Genomic DNA, 20,183 nt, shown 5'->3' on the forward strand with positions numbered 1-20,183 from the left:
AGCTGGCGTGCCGGACAGAATTGACGCGGAGCCAGAAGGTGTCAAGAGAACCGGCACACCGATGCGGCACGAGGTTGCCGGTGTGGCCGTGTGGTCGGGGGCTGGGCCGGTAGATACTGTTCGGTCATGCCCGACTACCACGATGATCTGCGTTTCGCCCATGTGCTGGCGGACTCCGCCGACGCCACGACCATGGAGCGGTTCAAGGCGCTCGATCTGAGGGTCGAGACCAAACCGGACATGACGCCCGTCAGTGACGCCGACAAGGCGGCCGAGGAACTGATCCGGACTTCACTCCAGCGGGCGCGGCCCCGGGACGCGGTGCTCGGGGAGGAGTTCGGCACCGAGGGGCACGGCCCGCGCCGCTGGGTCATCGACCCGATCGACGGCACCAAGAACTTCGTGCGCGGGGTGCCCGTCTGGGCGACTCTGATCGCCCTCACGGAGCTCGTCGACGGCCAGGACCATCCGGTGGTCGGCCTGGTGTCCGCCCCGGCGCTGAACCGGCGCTGGTGGGCGGTGCGGGGCGGCGGGGCCTACACGGGGCGCAGCCTGTCCCAGGCGTCCCGCCTCAAGGTCTCCCAGGTCTCCCAGGTGCGGGACGCGTCGTTCGGGTACTCCTCGCTGTCGGGCTGGTCCGACCGCGGGATGCTGGACGGCTTCCTCGATCTGTCCCGCGACTGCTGGCGCACCCGTGGATACGGCGACTTCTGGCCGTACATGATGGTCGCCGAGGGCTCGGTGGACATGTGTGCGGAACCAGAGCTGTCGCTGTGGGACATGGCGGCGAGCGCGGTCATCGTCGAGGAGGCGGGCGGCCGCTTCACCGGCCTGGACGGGCGCCCCGGTCCGCACAGCGGCAACGCCGCCGCGTCCAACGCCCTGCTCCACGACGAGCTGTTGAGGTATCTGAACGCCTGACGCCCTTGCCGTCCGCCGGTCGACGTGTGAGCATGAAGCTCCGAGCGCTTGTGACTTTGTGAATTCCTTCCCGAGAGGGGCCGCTCCATGCCCACGCTCGTAGCGGATGCCATGAGCACCCTGGTCCTCACCATCGGGCCCACCCACACGCTGCGGCAGGCCGCCGCGCTGATGTCGGCCCGCAGAGTGGGCGCCGCCGTCGTTCTCGACCCCGACGACAGCGGCGTGGGCATCCTCACCGAACGCGACGTGCTCAACGCGGTCGGCGCCGGGCTCGACCCGGACCGGGAGACGGCACAGGCGCACACCACCACCGACATCGTCTTCGCCAGCCCCGAGTGGACGCTGTCCGAAGCGGCTCGCGCCATGGCCCACGGTGGCTTCCGGCACCTGATCGTGCTGGACCAGCGGGAGCCGGTGGGCGTGATGTCGGTGCGGGACATCGTCCGGTGCTGGTCGGGCATCCCCGACCAGCACGACGAGCGGCGCGGTGACCGGCACGGTGACCGGCACGCCGAGAGTTCCGCCGGCGCCTCTGCCGCCCAGAGCGATTGAGGCTCCCACTCTCGTGCACAGGCCGTGTACGCACGCACCGGAGGGACCGGAGCCCCATGGCGTCCGGTCCCTCCGGCTGGTTACGGCAAGCGGGCGTCAGCCACGCAGGGCCTCCACCGCGGCCTCCAGCCGCTTACCGTAGTCCGCGTCCGCCTTGCGGAAGTTCTCGATGGCCCGCCGCAGGATGTCGTCACGCGTGACACCCGCGAGCGCACCCGCGAGGTTGCTGATCAGACGCGCCTGCTCCGACTCCGACATCAGCCGGTAGAGGTTGCCGGCCTGCACGAAGTCGTTGTCCTCGGCGTGCGAGGGGGCAACCGACTCGGTGGTCGCACCGGAGACGGCGACGTCTGCCCACAGCGGCTTGTCGGTCTGCGCCGGACCGCCGAAGCTGTTCGGCTCGTAGTTCTTCGCGCCGCCGTGGCGGCCGTCGTACATCTGGCCGTCGCGCCCGTGGGTGCGCGCCTCGGCGGCGTGCGGACGGTTCACCGGCAGGTGGTCGGCGTTGATGCCGACGCGGTAGCGGTGGGCGTCGCCGTAGCCGAAGAGACGGCCCTGGAGCATCTTGTCCGGCGACGGGCCGATGCCCGGCACGAAGTGCGCCGGGGAGAAGACCGACTGCTCGACCTCCGCGAAGATGTTCTCCGGGTTGCGGTTGAGCTCCATCTTGCCGATGGGGATCAGCGGGTAGTCCGCGTGCGGCCAGACCTTCGTCAGGTCGAACGGGTTGAAGCGGTAGTCCGCCGCTTCCGACGCCGGCATGACCTGCACGTAGACGGTCCAGTTCGGGAAGTCGCCGGTCTCGATGGACTCCCGCAGGTCGCGCTGGTGGCTGTCCGGGTCCTGGCCCGCCAGCACCGCGGCCTCTTCCTCGGTCAGGTTCTTGATGCCCTGGTCGGTCTTGAAGTGGTACTTGACCCAGAAGATCTCGCCATCGGCGTTCGTCCACTGGAAGGTGTGCGAGCCGAAGCCGTGCATGTGGCGGTACGAGGCGGGGATGCCCCGGTCACCGAACAGCCAGGTCACCTGGTGCGTCGACTCGGGCGACAGGCCCCAGAAGTCGAAGACGTTGTCCGCCTCCTGCGAGCCGGTGTACGGGTCGCGCTTCTGGGTGTGGATGAAGTCCGGGAACTTGATGGCGTCCTTGATGAAGAACACCGGCGTGTTGTTCCCGACGAGGTCGTAGTTGCCCTCTTCGGTGTAGAACTTCAGTGCGAAGCCACGCGGGTCCCGCACCGCGTCCGCGGCACCGAGGTTGCCGGCCACCGTCGAGAAGCGCGCGAAGACCTCGGTCTCCTTGCCCACCTCGGACAGGAAGGCCGCACGGGTGTATCCCGTCACATCGGCGGTCACGGTGAACTTCCCGTACGCGCCCGCGCCCCGGGCATGCACGATCCGCTCCGGAATCCGCTCACGGTTGAAGTGCGCCAGCTTTTCGATCAGGAGCTGGTCCTGAAGCAGCACCGGCCCGCCGACACCTGCGGTCTGACTGTTCTGGTTGTCCGAAACCGGTGCTCCGGACTCCGTCGTAAGCGGTCCGGTGGTCTCGACGTGCGTGCTCACTTGCGCCTCCTGCTGCGTCTGTCGTCCCTTGGCTCTCGCCGGGCCCGATCCTACCTTGGACATTGTCTAAGTCAAGAAGCAGCCGAATTCCGTACGGGTTCTGGCCATAGAACTGCACGCTGCTAGTCTGGTCGTCATGAGTGACCTGCTGCAACGACTCCGTGATCGCGGCTGGCGGCTCACCGCGCAGCGGCGAGTCGTGGCCGAGGTACTCGATGGCGAGCATGTGCACTACACCGCTGACGAGGTCCACGCCCGCGCCACCGCCCGACTGCCGGAGATCGCACGCGCCACCGTATACAACACCTTGAGTGAGCTGGTCACCATCGGCGAGGTGATCGAGGTGAGCACAGCCGATCGCGCCAAACGGTACGACCCGAACGCCCGGCACCGCCACCAGCACCTGGTCTGCTCACGCTGCGGCACGATCCGGGACGTCCACCCCGTGGGCGATCCGCTCGCCGCGCTGCCCGAGGGCGAGCGCTTCGGGTTCAGCATCTCGGACGCGACGGTCACCTACCGCGGACTCTGCCCCGACTGCTCCACCGACTGCTCCACCGACTGCTCCACCGACTGAGCGGTCCGGGCCCGGATGCGGCGCCCGGATACGCGGGCCGTTCAATACGCGGGCCGTTCAACCAGTCACCTGTCAGTCCTGGGTCGGCCGCACAGAAGAAGGGCCCGGATCCGAAGATCCGGGCCCTTCTCTAAAGTAGCGGGGACAGGATTTGAACCTGCGACCTCTGGGTTATGAGCCCAGCGAGCTACCGAGCTGCTCCACCCCGCGTCGTTGTGTGTCTTTACTCTAACCCCGACGCGACGACCAGCGCAAATCCGTCCCCAGAGGCCGCGGCGCGGGACACCTCAGGCCGACAGTTCATCCCGCAGCACGTCCAGCAGCTTCGCCGCACGCTCCGCCACCTCGTCCGGCCCAAGCTCCACCGCACGGGCGCACCAGTACTGCCCGTCGGCCAGCTCGCCCCGCCGGGCGCTGATCAGCGCCAGCCGGAGGGCGGCACGGCCGTGGCCCGCCTCGGCGGCGCGCGTCCACCACAGCGCGGCCTCCGGCTCACTGCCCTCGCGGGCAAGCAGCAGCCCGAGGTTGAACGCGCCGTTGGGGCTGCCCGCCTCCGCCGCCGACCGGTACCAGTGGGCGGCGTCGACGACATCACCACGAGCTGCCGCGGACATGCCCAGCCGCACCTGCGCACGGCGGTGCCCCTGCTCGGCGGCACGCGCGTACCACTCCTCGTGCTCCCCGCCGTCCGGCTCCCCTTCGGCGTCCGCGCCCAGGTCGTCGGCCTCGCCGCCCGTGCTCCCCGCGCCGTGGCGTTCGAGCAGCGCGCCCAGCCGGAAGGCACCCTCCACGCTGCCGCCGTCGGCCGCGCAGCGCAGTTGCCGCTCGGCTTCCGGGACCTCGCCCGCACGCAGCGCGATGATGCCCATCTGCAGTGCGGCCTCGGCGTGACCGGCCGAGGCGGCGCGCTCGTACCAGACGCGGGCCGCCTCGCCGTCACCCCGGCTGATATGCAGGATGCCCAGGTTGAAGGCGGCGTCGACGCTGCCCGCCTCTGCCGCCTTGGAGAACCACGGCTCGGCACCCTCGGCGTCACCGCGCTGCAGCAGCAGCACGGCCAGCGCGTTGGCAGCCTCGCGGTGCCCGGCGTACGCGGCACGGCGGTACCACTGCTCGGCCTGCGCGACGCGGCCCTGACCGGCGCTCAGCAGCCCGAGGTTGAACGCGCCGTTGTCGTCGCCCGCGTCCAGAGCCACCCGGTACCAGCGCTCGGCGGTCTGCCGCTCGCCGCGCTCGGCGTGCAGCGCGCCCAGAGCGTTCGCGGCGTTGCCGTCGCCCTCCTCGGCCGCTCTGCGCCACCAGACGGCCGCGCTCTCCTCGTCGCCCGCGTCGCGCAGCAGAAAGCCGAGCGCGCAGGCGGCGCGGTGCTCACCGGCCTTGGCGGCGGAGAGGTACCAGCGACCCGCCTCCTTCAGTTCGCCGCGCCGCTCCAGGATGGCTCCCAGCCGCAGCGCGGCCCGGCGGTGGCCGCGCGCGGCGGCCTGCTGGTACCACTGCGCGGCCTCGTCGGCGGCCTCCGTACCCGTGACGGTGCCCGACCGGGCGCTGATGAGCTGCGCGACGCGGTAGGCGGCCTCCCGGTGCCCCTGCTCCGCGGCGGCGCGGAACCACTCCTCGGCACCGGCCTCGCCCCGGTGCTCCAGCAGGTCCGCGAGCGCGTACGCGCCGAGGGCGTGCCCGCACTCCGCGGACTGCCGCAGCCAGTAATCCGCCGCGGGCTCGTCACCGCGCTCCCGGTGATGGCGGCCCAGTGCGTGGGCCGCCGCGGCGGAACCGGCGACGGCGGCGATCCGCCACCAGCCCGCCGCCTCGTCCGCGTATCCGCGCTGGTGCAGCAGCACGCCGAGGTTGTTGGCCGCAGCCCGGTCACCCTCGGCGATGGCGGCCCGCAGATGCGGCTCGGCTCCGTCGAGATCGCCCCGGCGCAGCAGTTGTGCGCCGAGCACGCTTGTGGCAGCCGCGCCCTGAGCGTGTTCGATCACGCCCGGACCGGCAAGCCTCCCGTTGTCCCCCATAAGCCCCATCGTCGCACCACCCGTAACCCGCGTACACCTGGTATACCGCAGCCAGTGAGGTCACTTCAGCGTTTTGTCGACTTCCCGACAGGAGCTAGCTCAAACGCTTCTGCCGCGAACTCCCCCTCAAAAGTGAAGGGGCCCGAAGTCGGTTGACTCCGGGCCCCTTCGCGTCATCCGCCGCTAACCAGACGACCCTCCCCCGGCTTTCTCAGCCTTCTCAAGGGCCTCCTTGATGTCGTCCTGGGCACGGCCGTACTCCTCCCAGTCGCCCTTCTCCAGGGCCTTCTGGCCCCTGTCGTACGCCTTCTGGAGATCGTCGAGAGCTTCCTGCACCGTCCCGTCGCCGGGCGGAGACTGCTCCTCGTCCTTCTCTCCTTCTTCCTGTCTGTCTCCGTCGCCGGGCGGAGTCGGCTCCTCGTCCTTCTCACCGGTGCCGTCGGTGGCGAAGATGGTGTCCAACGCCTCCTCCAGCGTGTCCTCGTAGGCGATCTCCTCCCCGAAGGTGGCCACCACCTTTCTCATCCGGGGGTAGTTCGTATCCGCACCCCGGATGTAGACCGGTTCGACATAGAGCAGACCGCCTTCCAAGGGCACGGTCAGCAGGTTGCCGTACTCGACCTCGGAGTCGCCTCTCTTGAGGATGTTCAGGTCGTTGGCGATCTCCGGATCAGAGTTGATCTTGCTCTGTACCTGTTGTGGCCCCGAAACCGTCGTGTTCGACGGCAGCTTGAGCATGGTCATGGAGCCGTAGTCCGGACTCTTGGCATCCGCGTTGACCGCCATGAAGGCGCCCAGCGTCTGCCGTTCGTTCGGGTTGAAGGTCGTCGTCAGGGAGAACTGCTGTTGCTTCTCCCCCGGCATCTTCATGCTCAGGTAGTACGGCGGGACCGCGTTGCCCTTGTGCGTCGGGTCGTCCGGGATCTGCCAGCGCTCACTGCCGCTGTAGAACTGCGACGGAGAGGTGACGTGGTAGCGGGTCAGCAGTTCGCGCTGGACCTTGAACAAGTCCTGCGGGTACCGCAGATGCTCCATCAGCGCGTCGCTGATCTTCTCCTTGGGCTCCACCGTGTCCGGGAACGCCTTCATCCAGGTCTTCAGCACCGGATCCTTGGTGTCCCACTCGTACATCTTCACGTCGCCGCTGTAGGCGTCCACCGTCGCTTTGACGGAGTTCCGGATGTAGTTGACGCTGTTCTGCTGCGCCACCACCGCGCGCTGGTCGTCCGTCAGCGCGTCGGCCGTCGTGTCACCCAGAGTGGTGCGCGAGGAATACGGATAGTTGTTCGTGGTGGTGTAAGCGTCCACGATCCACTGGATCCGGCCGTCGACGACCGCCGGGTACGGGTCACCGTCGATGGTCAGCCAGGGCGCCACCGCCTCGATGCGCTCCTTCGGCGTCCGGTTGTAGAGGACCTGCGAGCCCTCGCCGATGGCACCGGAGTAGAGGATGCGCGGCTCGTTGAAGTTCAGCGCGTAGGCCGCGCGGTTCACCGGGTTGGAGAGGTCCACCCCGCTGTCGCCGGTGTAGGTGTACGTCTTCTCACCGGTGTCGTCCGCGTAGTCGAGCTCCTGCTGCGGACCGCCCACGATCGAGTACTCGTTGGTCTTCTCGCCGTAGTAGACCCGCGGCTCGTACTTCCCCAGCTCGCCTCTGGGCGGGAGGTCCTTCTCGGTGAAGACGGGCTCGCCGTCCTCGTCCGTCGCAGTCCCCTTGCCCGCCACCATGCCGTAGCCGTGGGTGTACTTGAAGTGCTCGTTGATCCAGCCCTTCTTCGGAATACCGTCGGTGTTGATCTCACGCAGACCGACGACGGTGTCCTGCTCCTTGCCGTCCTTCGTCGTGTAGCGGTCGACGTCCAGCGTGGCCGGGAACTGGTAGTACCCGCGCACCTGCTGCTTCTGCTGGAACGTCGGCGAGACGACGTTCGGGTCGAGCAGCCGCATGCTGGCGGCGCCGTCCGCCGCGTCCCGCAGGGTGCCCTTCTTCGCCTTCGTCGTGCCAGCGTAGTCGTTCACCTTGGCGTCATCGATGCCGTACGCCTCGCGCGTGGCCTGGATGCTCTTCTCGATGTACGGCGTCTCCTTGGCCTGCTCGTTCGGCTCGACCTGGAACTTCTGCACGATCGCCGGGTAGAGCCCGCCGATCAGGATCGCGGACAGCACCATCAGGCCGAAGCCGATCACCGGCAGCTGCCAGGTGCGGCGCCACAGGGTGGCGAAGAAGAGCAGCGCGCAGATGATCGCGATGATGAAGAGGATCGTCTTCGCCGGAAGGTAGGCGTTCGCGTCGACGTACTTCAGGCCCGTCCAGTTGTCCGTCGCCTTGAAGTCACTGCCCTTGACGGCCAGGCCGTACCGGTCGAGCCAGTAGGCCACTGCCTTGAGCGCCACGAAGACGCCCAGCAGCACCGAGAGGTGCCCGGTGGCCTGGGCCGTCGCACGGGCCCCTGGGCTCGTCACCCGCAGGCCGCCGTAGAGGTAGTGCACCAGGGCGGCTGCCAGGAGCGAGAGAACCGCCGCCGCGAAGCCGAAGCTGAGCAGGAAGCGGTACCAGGGGAGGTCGAAGGCGTAGAACGAGACGTCCTTGCCGAACTGCGGGTCGGTCTTCCCGAAGGAGACGCCGTTGATCCACAGCAGCCATGTCCGCCACTGGCCTGCCGCGGACGCTCCGGAGATCAGAGCGATCAGCGCGGTGACCCCGAGCAGGATCCATTTTTTGTACGGAGCGATACCCATGCGGTAGCGATCGAGGCTCTGCTGCTCCAGCGACATCGCGCTGAGCGGCGGACGCAGTCGGTGGGCGAGCCAGATGTTGAATCCGACGAACCCTGCCATCAGCAGACCGAAGACGGCGAACAGGCCGATCTTCGTCCACAGGGTCTTGGTGAACACCGAGCGGTATCCGACCGAGCGATACCATAGCCAGTCGGTCCAGAACCCGGCGAACATGACGAAGAGCATGGCCAGGACCGCGAGCGCGCCGACCGTCATCAACAGCGTCCGGACGCGCCGCGATGGTCGGCCCACTCTGATCCGTGGCCCGGTGGGACCGCCTGAGCCCCGGTCCGGCATCTGGAAAGCCAAGGTGCGCACCTCGAAGATTCGCAGTGGAAGTAGCTGTGGAGCTGGGTCCGCATCGTAGGGCCCACTAAGGCAACTTAACGAAGCTTTACTCAGTTCCCGTTTCCGGGGTCTTCGAAGGCACGATATGAGCATGGACAACACCCCCAACGACAGCACCCCCCTGGCACCCGGTCCACTGACCCGTGCGGTGCTGGAGATCGACGAGTACGCGGCCGGCCTCGGCTGGGACCAGCCCGCCCGGCTCTTTGCCCTGGTAGAGACGGCGCAGCTGCGTGCCGAAGAGCCCTCACTCGCCGGAGCGCTGGCCTCCGGACCGGCTCCCGGCGGGGCTGCCGGGAAGCCCTCCGAGGCATACACGCCCGTGGAACAGGAGGCGTTGCCGGCCGGTACCGCGCTTGACGAGTTTCTCGGCACCATCGCCTGGCCCGACTCCGTCAGCGGCTGCGCGCTGACGGTGGAGCGGCTGATGCTGCCCGCCTCGGCCGAAGGGTCCGTACCGCAGGGTCTGGACGACACCCGACTGGCGGCCTGGGTCGCCGAGCACCCGGAGCGGCAGGAGGTCCGGATGACGGTCGCCGTGCTGCGGGGCGGGGCCCGGGAGTCGGCCCTGCGGCTGCGCGAGCGGGACACCGCCACCGAGGTGCTCACCGGCGCGGGGCTGGTGCCGGGCCTGGCCGACGCGCTGGCGGCCACTCTCGAGGACTGAGGCGGGGTCAGGAGGACGCAGAAGCGGAGACGCAGGGGCGGGGCGGACCGGGCGGCCCCCGGCTCGCTCAGCCCGTGCTGCAGCGCGCGAGGTCGCCGGTCTCGCCGTTCCGTATCTTCTTCAGCGCGGACGTCGCGTCGTGCATGGTGTCGACCTCCACCAGGGTGAGCCCGGCCGGCTTGTCCGCAGCGGCGGTGGCGCAGTTGTCCTTCGGAGTGAGAAAGAACTCCGCACCCTTCTCCCGCGCCGCGACGGTCTTCATCCGGATGCCGCCGATGGCCCCCACCTCGCCGTCCGCCTCTATGGTTCCCGTGCCCGCCACGAAGGTGCCGCCGGTGAGGTCTTCCGGGGTGAGTTTGTCGACGATGCCGAGTGCGAACATCAGTCCGGCACTCGGACCGCCCACGTCAGCGAGCGTGATGTCGATGCGGAACGGCAGCGTGTGTGCCGTCCCGGAGGCGATCCCGATCACGGGACGCCCGTCGTCCGGTGACTTCTTGGTGGGGACGGAGATCTGCTTGCCCTCGAGGGTCAGCGGGTCCTTCTTGGCCTTCTCCGCGGCGGCGGCCTTCTGCGCCGGGACGATGGTGAAGTCGACCCGCTCACCGACCTCGTGCTTGGTCACCAGATCGCCCACTTCCTGCGGGTTGTCGACCGGCTTGCCGTCCACGGCCTTGATCACGTCACCGGCGTGCAGCTTGCCTTGGGCCGCGCCGCCCTTGACCACCGACTGGACGACGATCCGGGTGGTGACCTTCTTCTTCAGTTCCCGCAGCGCGGCGACCTTCGCGCTCTCCTGGGAGCGGCTGAACTCCTCCGCGTTCTCCTCCTCGACCTGCCGCGCGGACTTGTCCTCGGGATAGAGCGTGGAGCGCGGGACCACTGCGCTGTCGTGGGCGAGCCAGCCGTAGACGGCCTCGAAGAGGTTCATCCGGTACTCGGAGCCGGTGACACGGACCGTCGTCATGTTCAGATTGCCGGTGGCCTTGTTGCCCGCGTCCTCCTTGCCCGGGAAGCTGAGCACCTGCTCACCGTCGACCTTGCCCAGCGTGTTGTACGTCGGGCCGGGCGACATCGCGGCGTACGGCACCTCGATCAGCACCGCGGCACAGAGCACGGCTATCAGGAGCAGCAGAGACGCAAGCATGGACGCGGTGCGGCGTGGCATGCCGAAACCCTACGGGACAGGGGTGTCAGCGGGCTTCCCGGGCCGGTCCGTCCGTGGCGGGGCGGGTCAGCGCGGCGGCCGGTTCGGCGGCTTGGGAGCCACGCCGCGACAAGCGGGAGGAGCGGGAGGAGCGGGGGGAACTGGAGGACGGGGTGCGTTCCATCGCCTCGCGGAAGCGTTCATATCCGGCGACACCGTCCGCGTCGGGCGTGCTGGTGCGACGGCGGGCGGCGAAGCCGCCCCATACGCTCGCCACCAGCCCGGCCGAAACCGGAATGAGCAGCCAAAGGAGTGCCGCCATGGAGACCTCCCGACCCACGTAAGAGCTCATCGACCGGATGACCGGCCGATGAGCAGATTAACCTGCGCGGACTCCCACGCTCGGACCGGGGTGCGGGTCACGCAACCGGAACGGATGTTCTGACCCGATGGCCCTCAGGGTCCGTCGTCTGGATGCCGGGTTCGCGTGTCCGTAGTGACACAGGCCGCTGGCGCGGCGGGCGCGACCTCGCCGCGTTGTCGTCGGTCGCCGATCCAGCCTGACCCGAACGACAGACGCTAGGCCCCCACCCACTCCGCTGAGCCGTTCGTGAAGGTCTGGTGCTTCCAGAGGGGGACCTCGTGCTTGAGGTCGTCGATCAGGCGGCGGCAGGCGTCGAACGCCTCCGCCCGGTGCGCGCAGGAGACCGCGACGACGACGGCCAGATCGCCCACCGCCAGATCACCCACCCGGTGCACGGCCGCCAGCGCGCGGACGGGGAAGTCCGCGGCCACCTTCTCCGCCACCCGTCGCAGTTCGGCCTCTGCGGTCGGATGCGAGGAGTAGCCCAGCCGGGCGACGTCCGTACCGCCGTCATGGTCCCGCACGGTGCCCACGAACAGGGCAGTGCCTCCCGCCGCCGCGTCGCCCACGGCCGCGAAGACCTCATCCAGGGAGAGCGGCGTCTCCCGCACTCCCAGCAGCCGGATCGGATCCTCGGCGCGCTGCTCACCAGGGTGGTCGTACGTCTCTGCCATGGGGTTCATGCTGCCCCACCTCTCCCGGATCCGGAACAGCCGCCCGCGCTCCCGGCGCCGCGCGCTGTCACCGCACGGGCCACCGGTGGCGTCACCGGTGACGCCACCGGCGTGTCACAGCCCGCGCCGCTTGCGTGCCCGGCGGACCAGAGCCGCGGTACCCAGCAGGGCCACGGTCGCGCCCGCTGCCCCCGCTGCCGTGGCGTCCTTGCGCCCGAGGCGACGCCCGGCGAGCGTATGGCGCCCGGAGACCTCCTCCAGCAGCTCCGCGAGGACCTCCTCGTTCGTCCACTCCGGCCGCCAGCCCGCCTCGTGCAGACGCCTGCCGCTGACCACCCACGGATGCATCGTGTAGGCGAGGTCCCCGGCCGGTGACGGGGTGAGACCGAGCCGGTGCAGCCGGGACGCGGCTCCCAGGGCGACCGCCGAGGGGAGCTCCATCCGGCGCATGCCGGTCAGCTCCTCGATCTCCTCCTGCTCCAGCCACCCGTCGCAGCCGACCGCCAGTTCGCCCTCGGCCTTCTCCAGCGCCGCGTACTCCAGCGCGCTCACCAGATCCTCCACGTGACAGAACTGCCAGCAGGGCCGTGACCCGGCGACGACCAGAAGGCGCGGCGACTCGAAGTGGCGTGTCAGCGCGGTGTCCGTACCGCCGACGACGATGGCGGGCCGTACGACCGTCACGTTCAGACCGGGGTGGGCCCGCGGGGCGCGGCGGGCGAGGTGCTCGATCTCCAGCAGGTCGCCCACTCCGGTGGCCTCGGCCGTGGCGCGCAGCTCGGAGTCCTCCGCGAGCGGCACGTCGTTGTCCGGCAGCGCGCCGTAGACCATCGCCGAGGTGCACAGCACCACCCGGCGCACGCCGGCCGCCGCCGCGGCGGTCAGGACGGTCTGGGTGCCGCGGACGTTGTAGGCGGTACGGGCGGCCGGATCGCCGTCCAGGCCCAGGTCGAGGGCGAGGTGCACCACGACGTCGACCGGGTTCTCGTCGCCGCGCAGCCGGTCGGCGATCACCGGGTCGCGTACGTCCAGGATGTGCCACTGGGCCTCGCTCACCTCGCCCCTGCGCTCGTCCATGGCGAGGACCTGCTTCACCTGCGGGGAGGCGGCCAGCCGCTCGGTGAGCAGCGCACCGACCCCCGAGGCAGCGCCGGTCACGGCGATGGTCGGGGTTCGCGCTGCGCGAACGTCAGTCTCGGAGGAACTCACCGGGCGTCTCCAGCGGTTGTTTCTGGTACGAGGTGCGCAGGCTCCATCCTGCCTGACAGGTGTCTAGGCTGGAGGTACAGCCCACCAGAACGCAGGAATCGACCGTCCGACGACATAAAGCCGACGACACAGAGCCGAGGAAACCCGTGAGTGACATCCCATTCGGATTCGGCGTACCTCCCGAGGAGCCCGAGGACGGGGACGAGGGCAGGAAGCAGCAGGGCGGCGAGGGCAGCCAGGGCGGCCAGAGCGGTTCGGGCGGCGGAATGCCCGGCCCGTTCGGGTTCGGCGGAGGCAGCGGCGGCGGGGAGAACCCGCTCGCCGCCATGTTCGGCTCGCTGGGCGGCCCCGGCGGCGGCTTCGACCCGAACGACCTGGGCGCCGCCTTCCAGCGGCTGGGCCAGATGATGTCGTACGAGGGCGGCCCGGTGAACTGGGACATGGCCAAGGACATCGCCCGGCAGACGGTCGCCCAGGGCGGCCAGAGCGGCCAAGGCGGCCAGGGCGCGTCCCAGACCGTCGGCACGCCGGACACCAGCGTCGGAGCGAGCGAACGGGCCGCCGTGGAGGAGGCCGTCCGGCTGGCCGACCTGTGGCTCGACGGAGTGACGGCGCTGCCTTCCGGATCCGCTTCCGCCGTCGCCTGGAGCCGTGCGGAGTGGATCGAGGCGACGCTTCCGGTCTGGAAGGACCTGGTCGACCCGGTCGCGGAGCGCGTCGGCGCGGCGATGGGCGATGTGCTGCCCGAGGAGATGCAGGCCATGGCGGGCCCGCTGCTCGGCATGATGCGCTCCATGGGCGGCGCCATGTTCGGCACCCAGATCGGCCAGGCGCTGGGCGTGCTGGCCGGCGAGGTGGTGGGGTCGACGGATGTGGGGCTGCCGCTGGGGCCGCCCGGTAAGGCCGCGCTGCTTCCGCGCAACATCGAGACGTTCGGCGAGGGTCTGGGCGTGCCGAAGGACGAGGTCCGGCTGTATCTGGCCCTGCGCGAGGCCGCGCACCAGCGGCTCTTCGCCCATGTGCCGTGGCTGCGCTCGCACCTCTTCGGGGCGGTCGAGGGCTATGCGCGCGGCATCAAGGTCGACACCAGCAAGCTGGAGGACGTCGTCGGCCAGCTCGACCCGCAGCACCCGGAGGAGCTCCAGGCCGCACTGCAGCAGGGCATGTTCCAGCCGGAGGACACCGCGGAGCAGAAGGCGGCACTGGCCCGGCTGGAGACGGCACTGGCACTGGTCGAGGGCTGGGTGGACGCGGTGGTGCACAACGCCGCCGAACCGCATCTGCCCTCGGCGGGCGCGCTGCGGGAGACACTGCGGCGGCGCCGGGCCTCCGGCGGTCCGGCCGAGCAGACCTTCGCGACGCTGATCGGCCTGGAGCTGCGCCCGAGGCGGCTGCGGGACGCGGCTCGGCTGTGGGCCTCGCTGGCGGACGCGCGGGGCGCGGACGGCCGCGACGGTCTGTGGGCGCACCCGGACATGCTGCCCACGGCGGCCGACCTGGACGACCCGGACGGCTTCGTGCACCGCGAGCAGCTGGACTTCTCCGAGCTGGACAAGCTGCTGGGTGACGCGGCGGAGGGCCGCCCGGACGACGACGAGGGCGGCAGCGGAAGCACCGGCGACAGCGGTGGCAAGGGGACGGGCGGCGACGGCGGCCCCCGTCCATGACACTGCACGCGGACGCCTCGCTCGCCCTGAAGGAGTGGCAGGCGCCGGAGGACACGCAGGAGCGGCTGCGGCTGGCCTATCTCACCCATCTGGAGGGTCACTCGGACGGCCTGCGCAGGGCGTGCCGGGAAGGCCATCTGACGGCGAGCGCACTGGTGATCGATCCGGCCCGGGGGCAGGTGCTGCTCACCCTGCACCGCAAGCTGCGGATGTGGCTCCAGACGGGCGGCCACTGCGAACCGGGCGACCGGACGCTGGCGGGTGCCGCGCTGCGTGAGGCCACCGAGGAGTCCGGCGTGCCGGAGCTCTCCCTGCTGCCGGGCGGGCCGGTGCGGCTGGACCGGCACCTGACACCGTGCGCCTGGCACTTGGACGTGCAGTACGCGGCACTCGCGCCGCGGGGAGCGGTGGAGTCGGTCAGCGCGGAGTCACTGGAGCTGCGCTGGTACGACTACGACGAGGTGGCGGCGGTGGCCGACGAGTCGGTCGTACAACTGATGGACCGCACCCGCGCCCTGCTCTGAACGGGCGGAGCGGGCGCTGGGTGCGGTCCTGGCTTGCGAGGGAGCCTGCGCGCGCACTGGCGCGCAGGCTCCCTCGCTAGTTGGTCCAGATATTGCCCTGGTTCGCGCCCCGCGCACCCTGCTGCCCCATGCCGTACTGCGCGGCCATGCCCTGCCCGAGCACCGCGTCCTGCGGCGGCAGGAGTTCGCTGGGCTGCACGAGTGCGTAGCCCTGGCCCATGAAGCTCAGCTCCCAGCCCTCGCCGGTGTTGCCGCGCCGCCGCCAGACGCCCGAGGAACTGGTCTGTGCCTGCATCTGGACGCGCAGCGAGCTGGACCAGGCGACGACCGCGTCCGAATCGGCGTTCGTGTACGCGTCCGGAGTGACCGTGAGGACCAGCGGCTGACCTGAGGTCATCAGGGCGACCTTGCCCTGCCCGGAGATGTTCAGGTTGTACTTTCCGGACCCGGAGACGCCGTACTGGCTGTCCACCGAGATCACCTCGTGGTGCAGGTGGGAGTCGAGCGCCAGGACATAGGCGCTGTCCACGGTGAGGCCCTCCTGGTCGACCTCCACGACATGGACGTACTGCGCGAGGTTGGCGAGGAAGACCGTGCCCTGGCCGGAGCAGCGCATCAGGTCGAGGCCCTCACCCGTGCGGGCGCGGGCCTGCTGCTGGCCCGGCGACTGGTACTCGCCGTCGAACTCCAGCATCCCCTGGTAGGCGACCATGCTGCCCTGGCGGGCGAGCACGTCCTCGTGGCCGTTCAGCACGACCCGCAGCAGCCGTTCGTTCTGCAGGCTGTAGCGCTCGGCCGACTGGACCTCGGTGTAGGCGAAAAGCGGACTCTGCATCTTTGTTCCCTCCCCCTCAGCCCCGGGCCCGGAGGCGGTCGGTGCTGTCCTCGCTGGGCTGCACGACGACGAACCCCTGGCCCGAGAAGCCCATCTGGTAGGCCTCTCCGCTGCCCCGGCCGATCATCGACGACGCCTTGAAGCTGCGCTTGCCCTTGGTCTTCAGGTTCGTCGACCAGGCGACGAGCGCGTCCGGGTCGACATAGGTCTCGTCGGCACCGCGCCCGCAGTCGACGACGACGGGTGTGCCCCGGGTGGTCAGCGCCACCCATCCGGTGCCCGTGACGGCGACGTTGAACAGGCCCTGGCCGGAGAACTTCGCCATGCCCTTCACCCGTTGGACGCCCCAGCCGAGGTGGGCGTCGAAGGCGAGGAGATTGCTTCCGTTCACCGAGAGACTGTCCTCGTTAAGATTGAGGACGACCACGTCAGCGCCGTAGTCGGCGAGGTAGAGCAGCCCGTCGCCGTGGCAGCGCATCAGCGGCGCACCCTCGCCGGTGAGCCACTGCGAGGCCATCTGACGTACGGCCGGCGGGTTGGGCTCGTACTGCACGAAGCCCTCGTAGGCGATCATCGATCCCGTACGGGCGAACAGGTCGTGGCCGGTCTGCATGGCGACCTTCAGCATGCTGTTGCCGTGGTTCTCCATGCGCGCGGCGGGGGGTGTCGGGGCATAGCCCGAGAGAAGTTGCTGATCCATGACGGGCTCCTTCAGACCTCGCAGGGCTGGACGACGATGAAATTCCCCGGCGCCCCGCGGAACTGGAGGTTCACGGTCTCCCCGCTGTGACCCGGATACGCCTGCCGGCGCAGCCGGACCTGGCTGGAGACCACGACCTGGGCGGCGGCGGACCAGGCCACCACCGCTTCGGCGTCGGCGAACGTGGTCGGGGTGACCGGGAGGACGACCGGGGTGCCCTGGGTCATGACCACGACCGTCCCGGTGCCCTGGAACTGCATGGTGAACAGGGCGCCGCCGGGAATGCCGTGGCCCTCGATACGGCGCACCTCATACTGGAGCGACTCGTCGAAGGCGAGGACGTTCTCGGCGGAGACGCAGATCGCGTCACCCTGCAGCTCGATCGGATGGAGGCTGGCGGCGTTCTCGGCGAAGAACACCTGGCCCTGGCCGCCGCAGCGCATCAGCTGCATCTCCTGGCCGGTGGCGTTCCCCACGACCCGGCCGCGGAAGCCCGCGCCCTTGTGACTGAAGTCCACCTTGCCCTGGTAGAGCACCATGCTGCCCTGACGGGCGAGGACCGGCTGGCCGTCGATACCGAGATCGACCCGGGCCAGCTGGCCGTTCTGCAGCGTCCAGCGCTGCCCGGTGGGCGCCTCGCGGTACTTCTCCAGCGTCACCGCGACCCCGGCGGCGGGGCCCTGCGGGATCTGCGGCATCTGCGGGGCGCCGGGCTGGCCGAAGGGATTGGGCACGGCCTGACCGGGTGGGGCCTGACCGGGTGGGGCCTGACCGGCACCCGGCGGAGGCACGGGCGGCCCCGGGAACTGGCCCGGCACCGGGCCCTGCTGCGGCCCCGGCGGGGGAAAGCCCGGCGGTGGCTGCGGCGGGCCGGGCTGCTGCGGAGCTCGGGGCGGCGAGACCAGTGGGGCCGCGATGGTGGGTGCCGCGTGCGGCGCCGGTGCCTGAGGCGCCGGTGCCTGAGGCGCGGGCGCCTGCTGGGCCGGTGCCTGCGGTGCTCCGAAGGAGGGCGCGAGCTGGGCCGGCTGCGGAGCGGGCGGCGCACCCTGGCCGCCGGGCGGCGGGGCGAAGCCCGGAGCGGCGCCCTGCGGGGCCCCGAAACCGGGGGCTGCCGCCGGTGCTGCGGGCTCCTCCTCGGCGACCTCGCCGCCGAAGTGGCGCAGCAGCGCGTCCAGCCCACCGTCGAATCCCTGGCCGACGGCGGCGAAACGCCAGACGTCCTTGAGATAGAAGTCGCCGAGCATCACCGCGCGCTCGGTGCTGAACTCTCCGCCGTGAAAGGCGTAGCGCGCGACTTCCTCGCCACCCGCGACGATGCGGACGTAGCCGGGGGCCGCCTGGGACATCTGCCCGGCGCCGTCGAGCGTCGCGGTGAAGGAGAGCTTCTGGATGCCCGCCGGTATACGGTCGAGGGTGACCCGGAAGGACTCCGTGTCGCCCGCCTGGGGTCCGAGCTGCTGGATGGACTCCTCGGGCGACTTCGGCTGGTTGAAGAAGACGAAATAGCGTTCGTCCGACAGCCGTTCGTCCGCGTCGAGCCCGAAGCAGCTGATGTCGAAACTCAGTCCGGGGCCCGAGATCTGCACGCCGACGTACAGATCCGTCCCTGCTGTCAGATCACTTATTTTGGCCTTGTGGCCGCGCTGGAATTCCCTGGCCATACGTAACGACCGTCCCCCATCCGATTTCCATGAGTACGTCGCGCCAGGCTAACGGGTACCGGCGACAGTTCACTCGTCGCGGGCGGCAGGAAGGTAGGGCAGCCGGTCGGCGGCCGAGACACCCTCCAGGAAACCGCGTGCCCGCTCCGTACGCGGATAGCCCTCCAGCAGCCGCCAGAACCGCGGGCCGTGGCCCGGGACGAGCAGGTGTGCCAGCTCATGCAGCAGGACGTAGTCGACGACGTACTCGGGCATTCCCTGCAGCCGGTGCGAGAGGCGGATGCTGCCCTCCGCGGGGGTGCAGGAACCCCAGCGGGTGTTCTGGTTGGTGACCCAGCGCACGGTGACGGGGCGGGCCCGGCCGCCGAGATACTGCCGGGAGAGCTCCTCGGCCCGCTCGACCAGCTCGCCGTCTCCGAGCAGCCGTCTGCCCTCCTGGGCGGCCAGCTTGTCGAGCATGACGCCGATCCAGCGCTCCTCCTCCGCCACCGACATCCGCGCAGGAATCAGCACCACCGTCCGGTCACCCTCACGGTAGGCGGAGACCGTACGGCGGCGGCGCGCACTGCGGCGCACCTCCACCGCACTCCGGCTGGCGCTGCTGCGCGGGTCGGCGGGCACGCTTCGACGTTACCCGCTGACATCGGCGGAAGTCCTGCCTCCGGGCTGGTCTGCACCGGCCCGGGGAAGAATCGCCCCTCCGAGAGTCATACGACTATCACCCACTACCTGTGGACAAGTCCGTGCACGGGCAGCCGCTGAACCGCAAGCTGTCACCATGCATCCGATGATCAAGCCCGCACTGCGGCGCGCCTGGCGCGACCGGCACACCGTGCAGTACGGCGTGGCGCCCGCGCACGCCATCCTGCTGGGGCCGGTGGACGACGCGACGGCCAGCTTCCTCGACTTGATGGACGGCACCAGGAGCATGGAGCAGCTCCGGGCGGAGGCCGCCTCGCTCGGGCTCGCTCCGGAGGAGGCCGATCTGCTGACCGAGCGGCTGTCCAGAGCCGGAGTGCTGGACGACGCCACCGCCGAGCGCCAGGCGGCGGCTGTCATCGGTGAGCAGCTGCGGGCGGATCTCGCCTCGCTGAGCACGGTCCACCCCGAGCCGGGCGCCGGGCCGAGGCGGCTGTCGGCCCGGCGTGCCTCGCGGGTGCTCGTCCGGGGAGCGGGCCGCGTCGGCGCGGCGGTCGCCGCGACGCTGGCGACCGCCGGTGTGGGCCACGTGGAGGTGAAGGACGGCGGAGACGTCGAGCCTTGGGAGACCCTGCCCGGTGGTATCCCCGCACAGCGGGTGGGAGAGCGCAGGGGCGTCGCGGCGCGCCGGGTGGTGAACGGCGCGAAGCCCTGGCGGCAGGGCGGATGCCCACCTGTCGGCCGTGGTCTGGACGGCCTCAACCTGGTCGTCATCACTCCGCGGGACGGCCTGGATGCCTACGCCCCGGACCCTGCGGCGGCCGAACCTTTCCTCCGTGCGGGCGCCCCTCATCTGTACGGCGGTGTGATCGAGGGCACGGGTGTGGTCGGGCCGCTGGTCGTGCCGGGGGTCACTCCCTGCGCGGGCTGCATGCTGCGGGTCCGCACCGAGCGCGAGCCCAGCTGGCCGCTGGTGGTGGGCCAGTGGCGTACGGCGGGGCGCAAGCGCGCGGGGGTGGCCGCGTGCGATTCCGCCCTGGCGGTGATGGTCGCCGGTGCCGTCGCTTCGTACGCGCTGAGCTTTCTGGACGGAGACGGCGGCTGTGCGGCCGGGTACCGGATGCGGTTCGTGCTGCCCTATCTCCTCGCTGATACGGAGCAGATCACCCCGCACCGGGAATGTCCCTGCGGTGCCGATTCAGCGACAACGGGACTCCCCCTCTCGGCCCCCGCGCACGGAGAGGTCACAATGGCCGGGTAGCCGGTCGCCCGGCTCCGGGGGGTGCGGTGGAGCTGTACTGTCCGGTTTGTGCATTTCGCTTGTGCTGTCAGGGAGTTG

18 protein-coding genes and 1 tRNA gene are annotated in these 20,183 nt (G+C 70.2%); 7 read left to right on the forward strand and 12 right to left on the reverse strand.

Annotation, left to right across the window (positions count from 1 at the left end):
• Positions 1 to 126 precede the first annotated feature (126 nt).
• A complete protein-coding gene (hisN, locus tag LHJ74_RS18525; protein ID WP_260219187.1) occupies positions 127 to 921 on the forward strand; it encodes a histidinol-phosphatase in 795 nt (264 codons plus the stop codon).
• A gap of 87 nt (positions 922 to 1,008) precedes the next feature.
• Positions 1,009 to 1,476: a CBS domain-containing protein gene (locus tag LHJ74_RS18530; protein WP_260219188.1), complete on the forward strand. Its 468-nt coding sequence runs from the start codon at positions 1,009 to 1,011 to the stop codon at positions 1,474 to 1,476.
• 96 nt (positions 1,477 to 1,572) lie between these two features.
• Here LHJ74_RS18530 and LHJ74_RS18535 read toward each other — a convergent pair whose 3' ends face one another.
• Entirely contained in the window at positions 1,573 to 3,039 is a 1,467-nt protein-coding gene (locus LHJ74_RS18535; RefSeq protein WP_260219190.1) for a catalase, read from the reverse strand.
• A 136-nt stretch (positions 3,040 to 3,175) separates the two neighbouring features.
• Between LHJ74_RS18535 and LHJ74_RS18540 the strand changes: the two genes are divergently transcribed.
• Entirely contained in the window at positions 3,176 to 3,616 is a 441-nt protein-coding gene (locus LHJ74_RS18540) for a Fur family transcriptional regulator (RefSeq protein WP_260219191.1), read from the forward strand.
• A 136-nt stretch (positions 3,617 to 3,752) separates the two neighbouring features.
• Here the strand turns inward: LHJ74_RS18540 and LHJ74_RS18545 are convergent.
• From LHJ74_RS18545 to LHJ74_RS18555, 3 genes are all read right to left on the reverse strand, one after another.
• Positions 3,753 to 3,826: transfer RNA gene (locus LHJ74_RS18545), tRNA-Met, on the reverse strand.
• Positions 3,827 to 3,903: 77 nt separating this feature from the next.
• Positions 3,904 to 5,631 (reverse strand): tetratricopeptide repeat protein, encoded by a 1,728-nt coding sequence (locus LHJ74_RS18550; protein ID WP_260219192.1) that lies wholly within the window; start codon positions 5,629 to 5,631, stop codon positions 3,904 to 3,906.
• Positions 5,632 to 5,814: 183 nt separating this feature from the next.
• Positions 5,815 to 8,727: a UPF0182 family membrane protein gene (locus LHJ74_RS18555; RefSeq protein ID WP_260219193.1), complete on the reverse strand. Its 2,913-nt coding sequence runs from the start codon at positions 8,725 to 8,727 to the stop codon at positions 5,815 to 5,817.
• Between the two features lie 121 nt (positions 8,728 to 8,848).
• Between LHJ74_RS18555 and LHJ74_RS18560 the strand changes: the two genes are divergently transcribed.
• On the forward strand, positions 8,849 to 9,424 hold the full coding sequence (locus tag LHJ74_RS18560) for a PPA1309 family protein (protein WP_260219194.1): 576 nt from the start codon (positions 8,849 to 8,851) through the stop codon (positions 9,422 to 9,424).
• 67 nt (positions 9,425 to 9,491) lie between these two features.
• On the opposite strand, the gene LHJ74_RS18565 is transcribed toward LHJ74_RS18560, so the two are convergent.
• From LHJ74_RS18565 to LHJ74_RS18580, 4 genes are all read right to left on the reverse strand, one after another.
• On the reverse strand, positions 9,492 to 10,592 hold the full coding sequence (locus LHJ74_RS18565) for a YlbL family protein (protein ID WP_260219195.1): 1,101 nt from the start codon (positions 10,590 to 10,592) through the stop codon (positions 9,492 to 9,494).
• A 25-nt stretch (positions 10,593 to 10,617) separates the two neighbouring features.
• Positions 10,618 to 10,893, reverse strand: a complete 276-nt coding sequence (locus LHJ74_RS18570; protein WP_260219196.1) for a hypothetical protein — start codon at positions 10,891 to 10,893, stop codon at positions 10,618 to 10,620.
• Between the two features lie 257 nt (positions 10,894 to 11,150).
• Positions 11,151 to 11,609 (reverse strand): molybdenum cofactor biosynthesis protein MoaE, encoded by a 459-nt coding sequence (locus tag LHJ74_RS18575; protein ID WP_260219375.1) that lies wholly within the window; start codon positions 11,607 to 11,609, stop codon positions 11,151 to 11,153.
• 114 nt (positions 11,610 to 11,723) lie between these two features.
• A complete protein-coding gene (locus LHJ74_RS18580; RefSeq protein WP_260219197.1) occupies positions 11,724 to 12,818 on the reverse strand; it encodes an SDR family oxidoreductase in 1,095 nt (364 codons plus the stop codon).
• A gap of 146 nt (positions 12,819 to 12,964) precedes the next feature.
• Here LHJ74_RS18580 and LHJ74_RS18585 point away from each other — a divergent pair, with 146 nt between their 5' ends.
• Together LHJ74_RS18585 and LHJ74_RS18590 are read left to right on the forward strand one after the other, a co-directional pair.
• The gene (locus LHJ74_RS18585) at positions 12,965 to 14,485 is read left to right on the forward strand and encodes a zinc-dependent metalloprotease (RefSeq protein WP_260219198.1); all 1,521 of its coding nucleotides are present in this window, start codon (positions 12,965 to 12,967) and stop codon (positions 14,483 to 14,485) included.
• Complete coding sequence (locus LHJ74_RS18590; RefSeq protein ID WP_260219199.1) at positions 14,482 to 15,009, forward strand: NUDIX hydrolase; 528 nt, start codon at positions 14,482 to 14,484, stop codon at positions 15,007 to 15,009. Before LHJ74_RS18585 ends, LHJ74_RS18590 begins: the two co-directional genes overlap by 4 nt.
• A 76-nt stretch (positions 15,010 to 15,085) precedes the next feature.
• Here the strand turns inward: LHJ74_RS18590 and LHJ74_RS18595 are convergent, their stop codons facing one another.
• From LHJ74_RS18595 to LHJ74_RS18610, 4 genes are all read right to left on the reverse strand, one after another.
• The gene (locus LHJ74_RS18595; RefSeq protein ID WP_260219200.1) at positions 15,086 to 15,844 is read right to left on the reverse strand and encodes an AIM24 family protein; all 759 of its coding nucleotides are present in this window, start codon (positions 15,842 to 15,844) and stop codon (positions 15,086 to 15,088) included.
• A gap of 16 nt (positions 15,845 to 15,860) precedes the next feature.
• A complete protein-coding gene (locus LHJ74_RS18600) occupies positions 15,861 to 16,544 on the reverse strand; it encodes an AIM24 family protein (protein WP_260219201.1) in 684 nt (227 codons plus the stop codon).
• An 11-nt stretch (positions 16,545 to 16,555) separates the two neighbouring features.
• Positions 16,556 to 18,205: a TerD family protein gene (locus LHJ74_RS18605; protein ID WP_260219202.1), complete on the reverse strand. Its 1,650-nt coding sequence runs from the start codon at positions 18,203 to 18,205 to the stop codon at positions 16,556 to 16,558.
• 69 nt (positions 18,206 to 18,274) lie between these two features.
• Positions 18,275 to 18,826, reverse strand: coding sequence for a M48 metallopeptidase family protein (locus tag LHJ74_RS18610; RefSeq protein WP_260219203.1), 552 nt, complete (start codon positions 18,824 to 18,826; stop codon positions 18,275 to 18,277).
• Between the two features lie 157 nt (positions 18,827 to 18,983).
• On the opposite strand from LHJ74_RS18610, the gene LHJ74_RS18615 reads away from it, so the two are divergent.
• The gene (locus LHJ74_RS18615) at positions 18,984 to 20,105 is read left to right on the forward strand and encodes a ThiF family adenylyltransferase (protein ID WP_260219204.1); all 1,122 of its coding nucleotides are present in this window, start codon (positions 18,984 to 18,986) and stop codon (positions 20,103 to 20,105) included.
• Positions 20,106 to 20,183: the final 78 nt, after the last annotated feature.

It is taken from the genome of Streptomyces gossypii, assembly GCF_025165795.1.
Lineage (GTDB): Bacteria > Actinomycetota > Actinomycetes > Streptomycetales > Streptomycetaceae > Streptomyces > Streptomyces gossypii.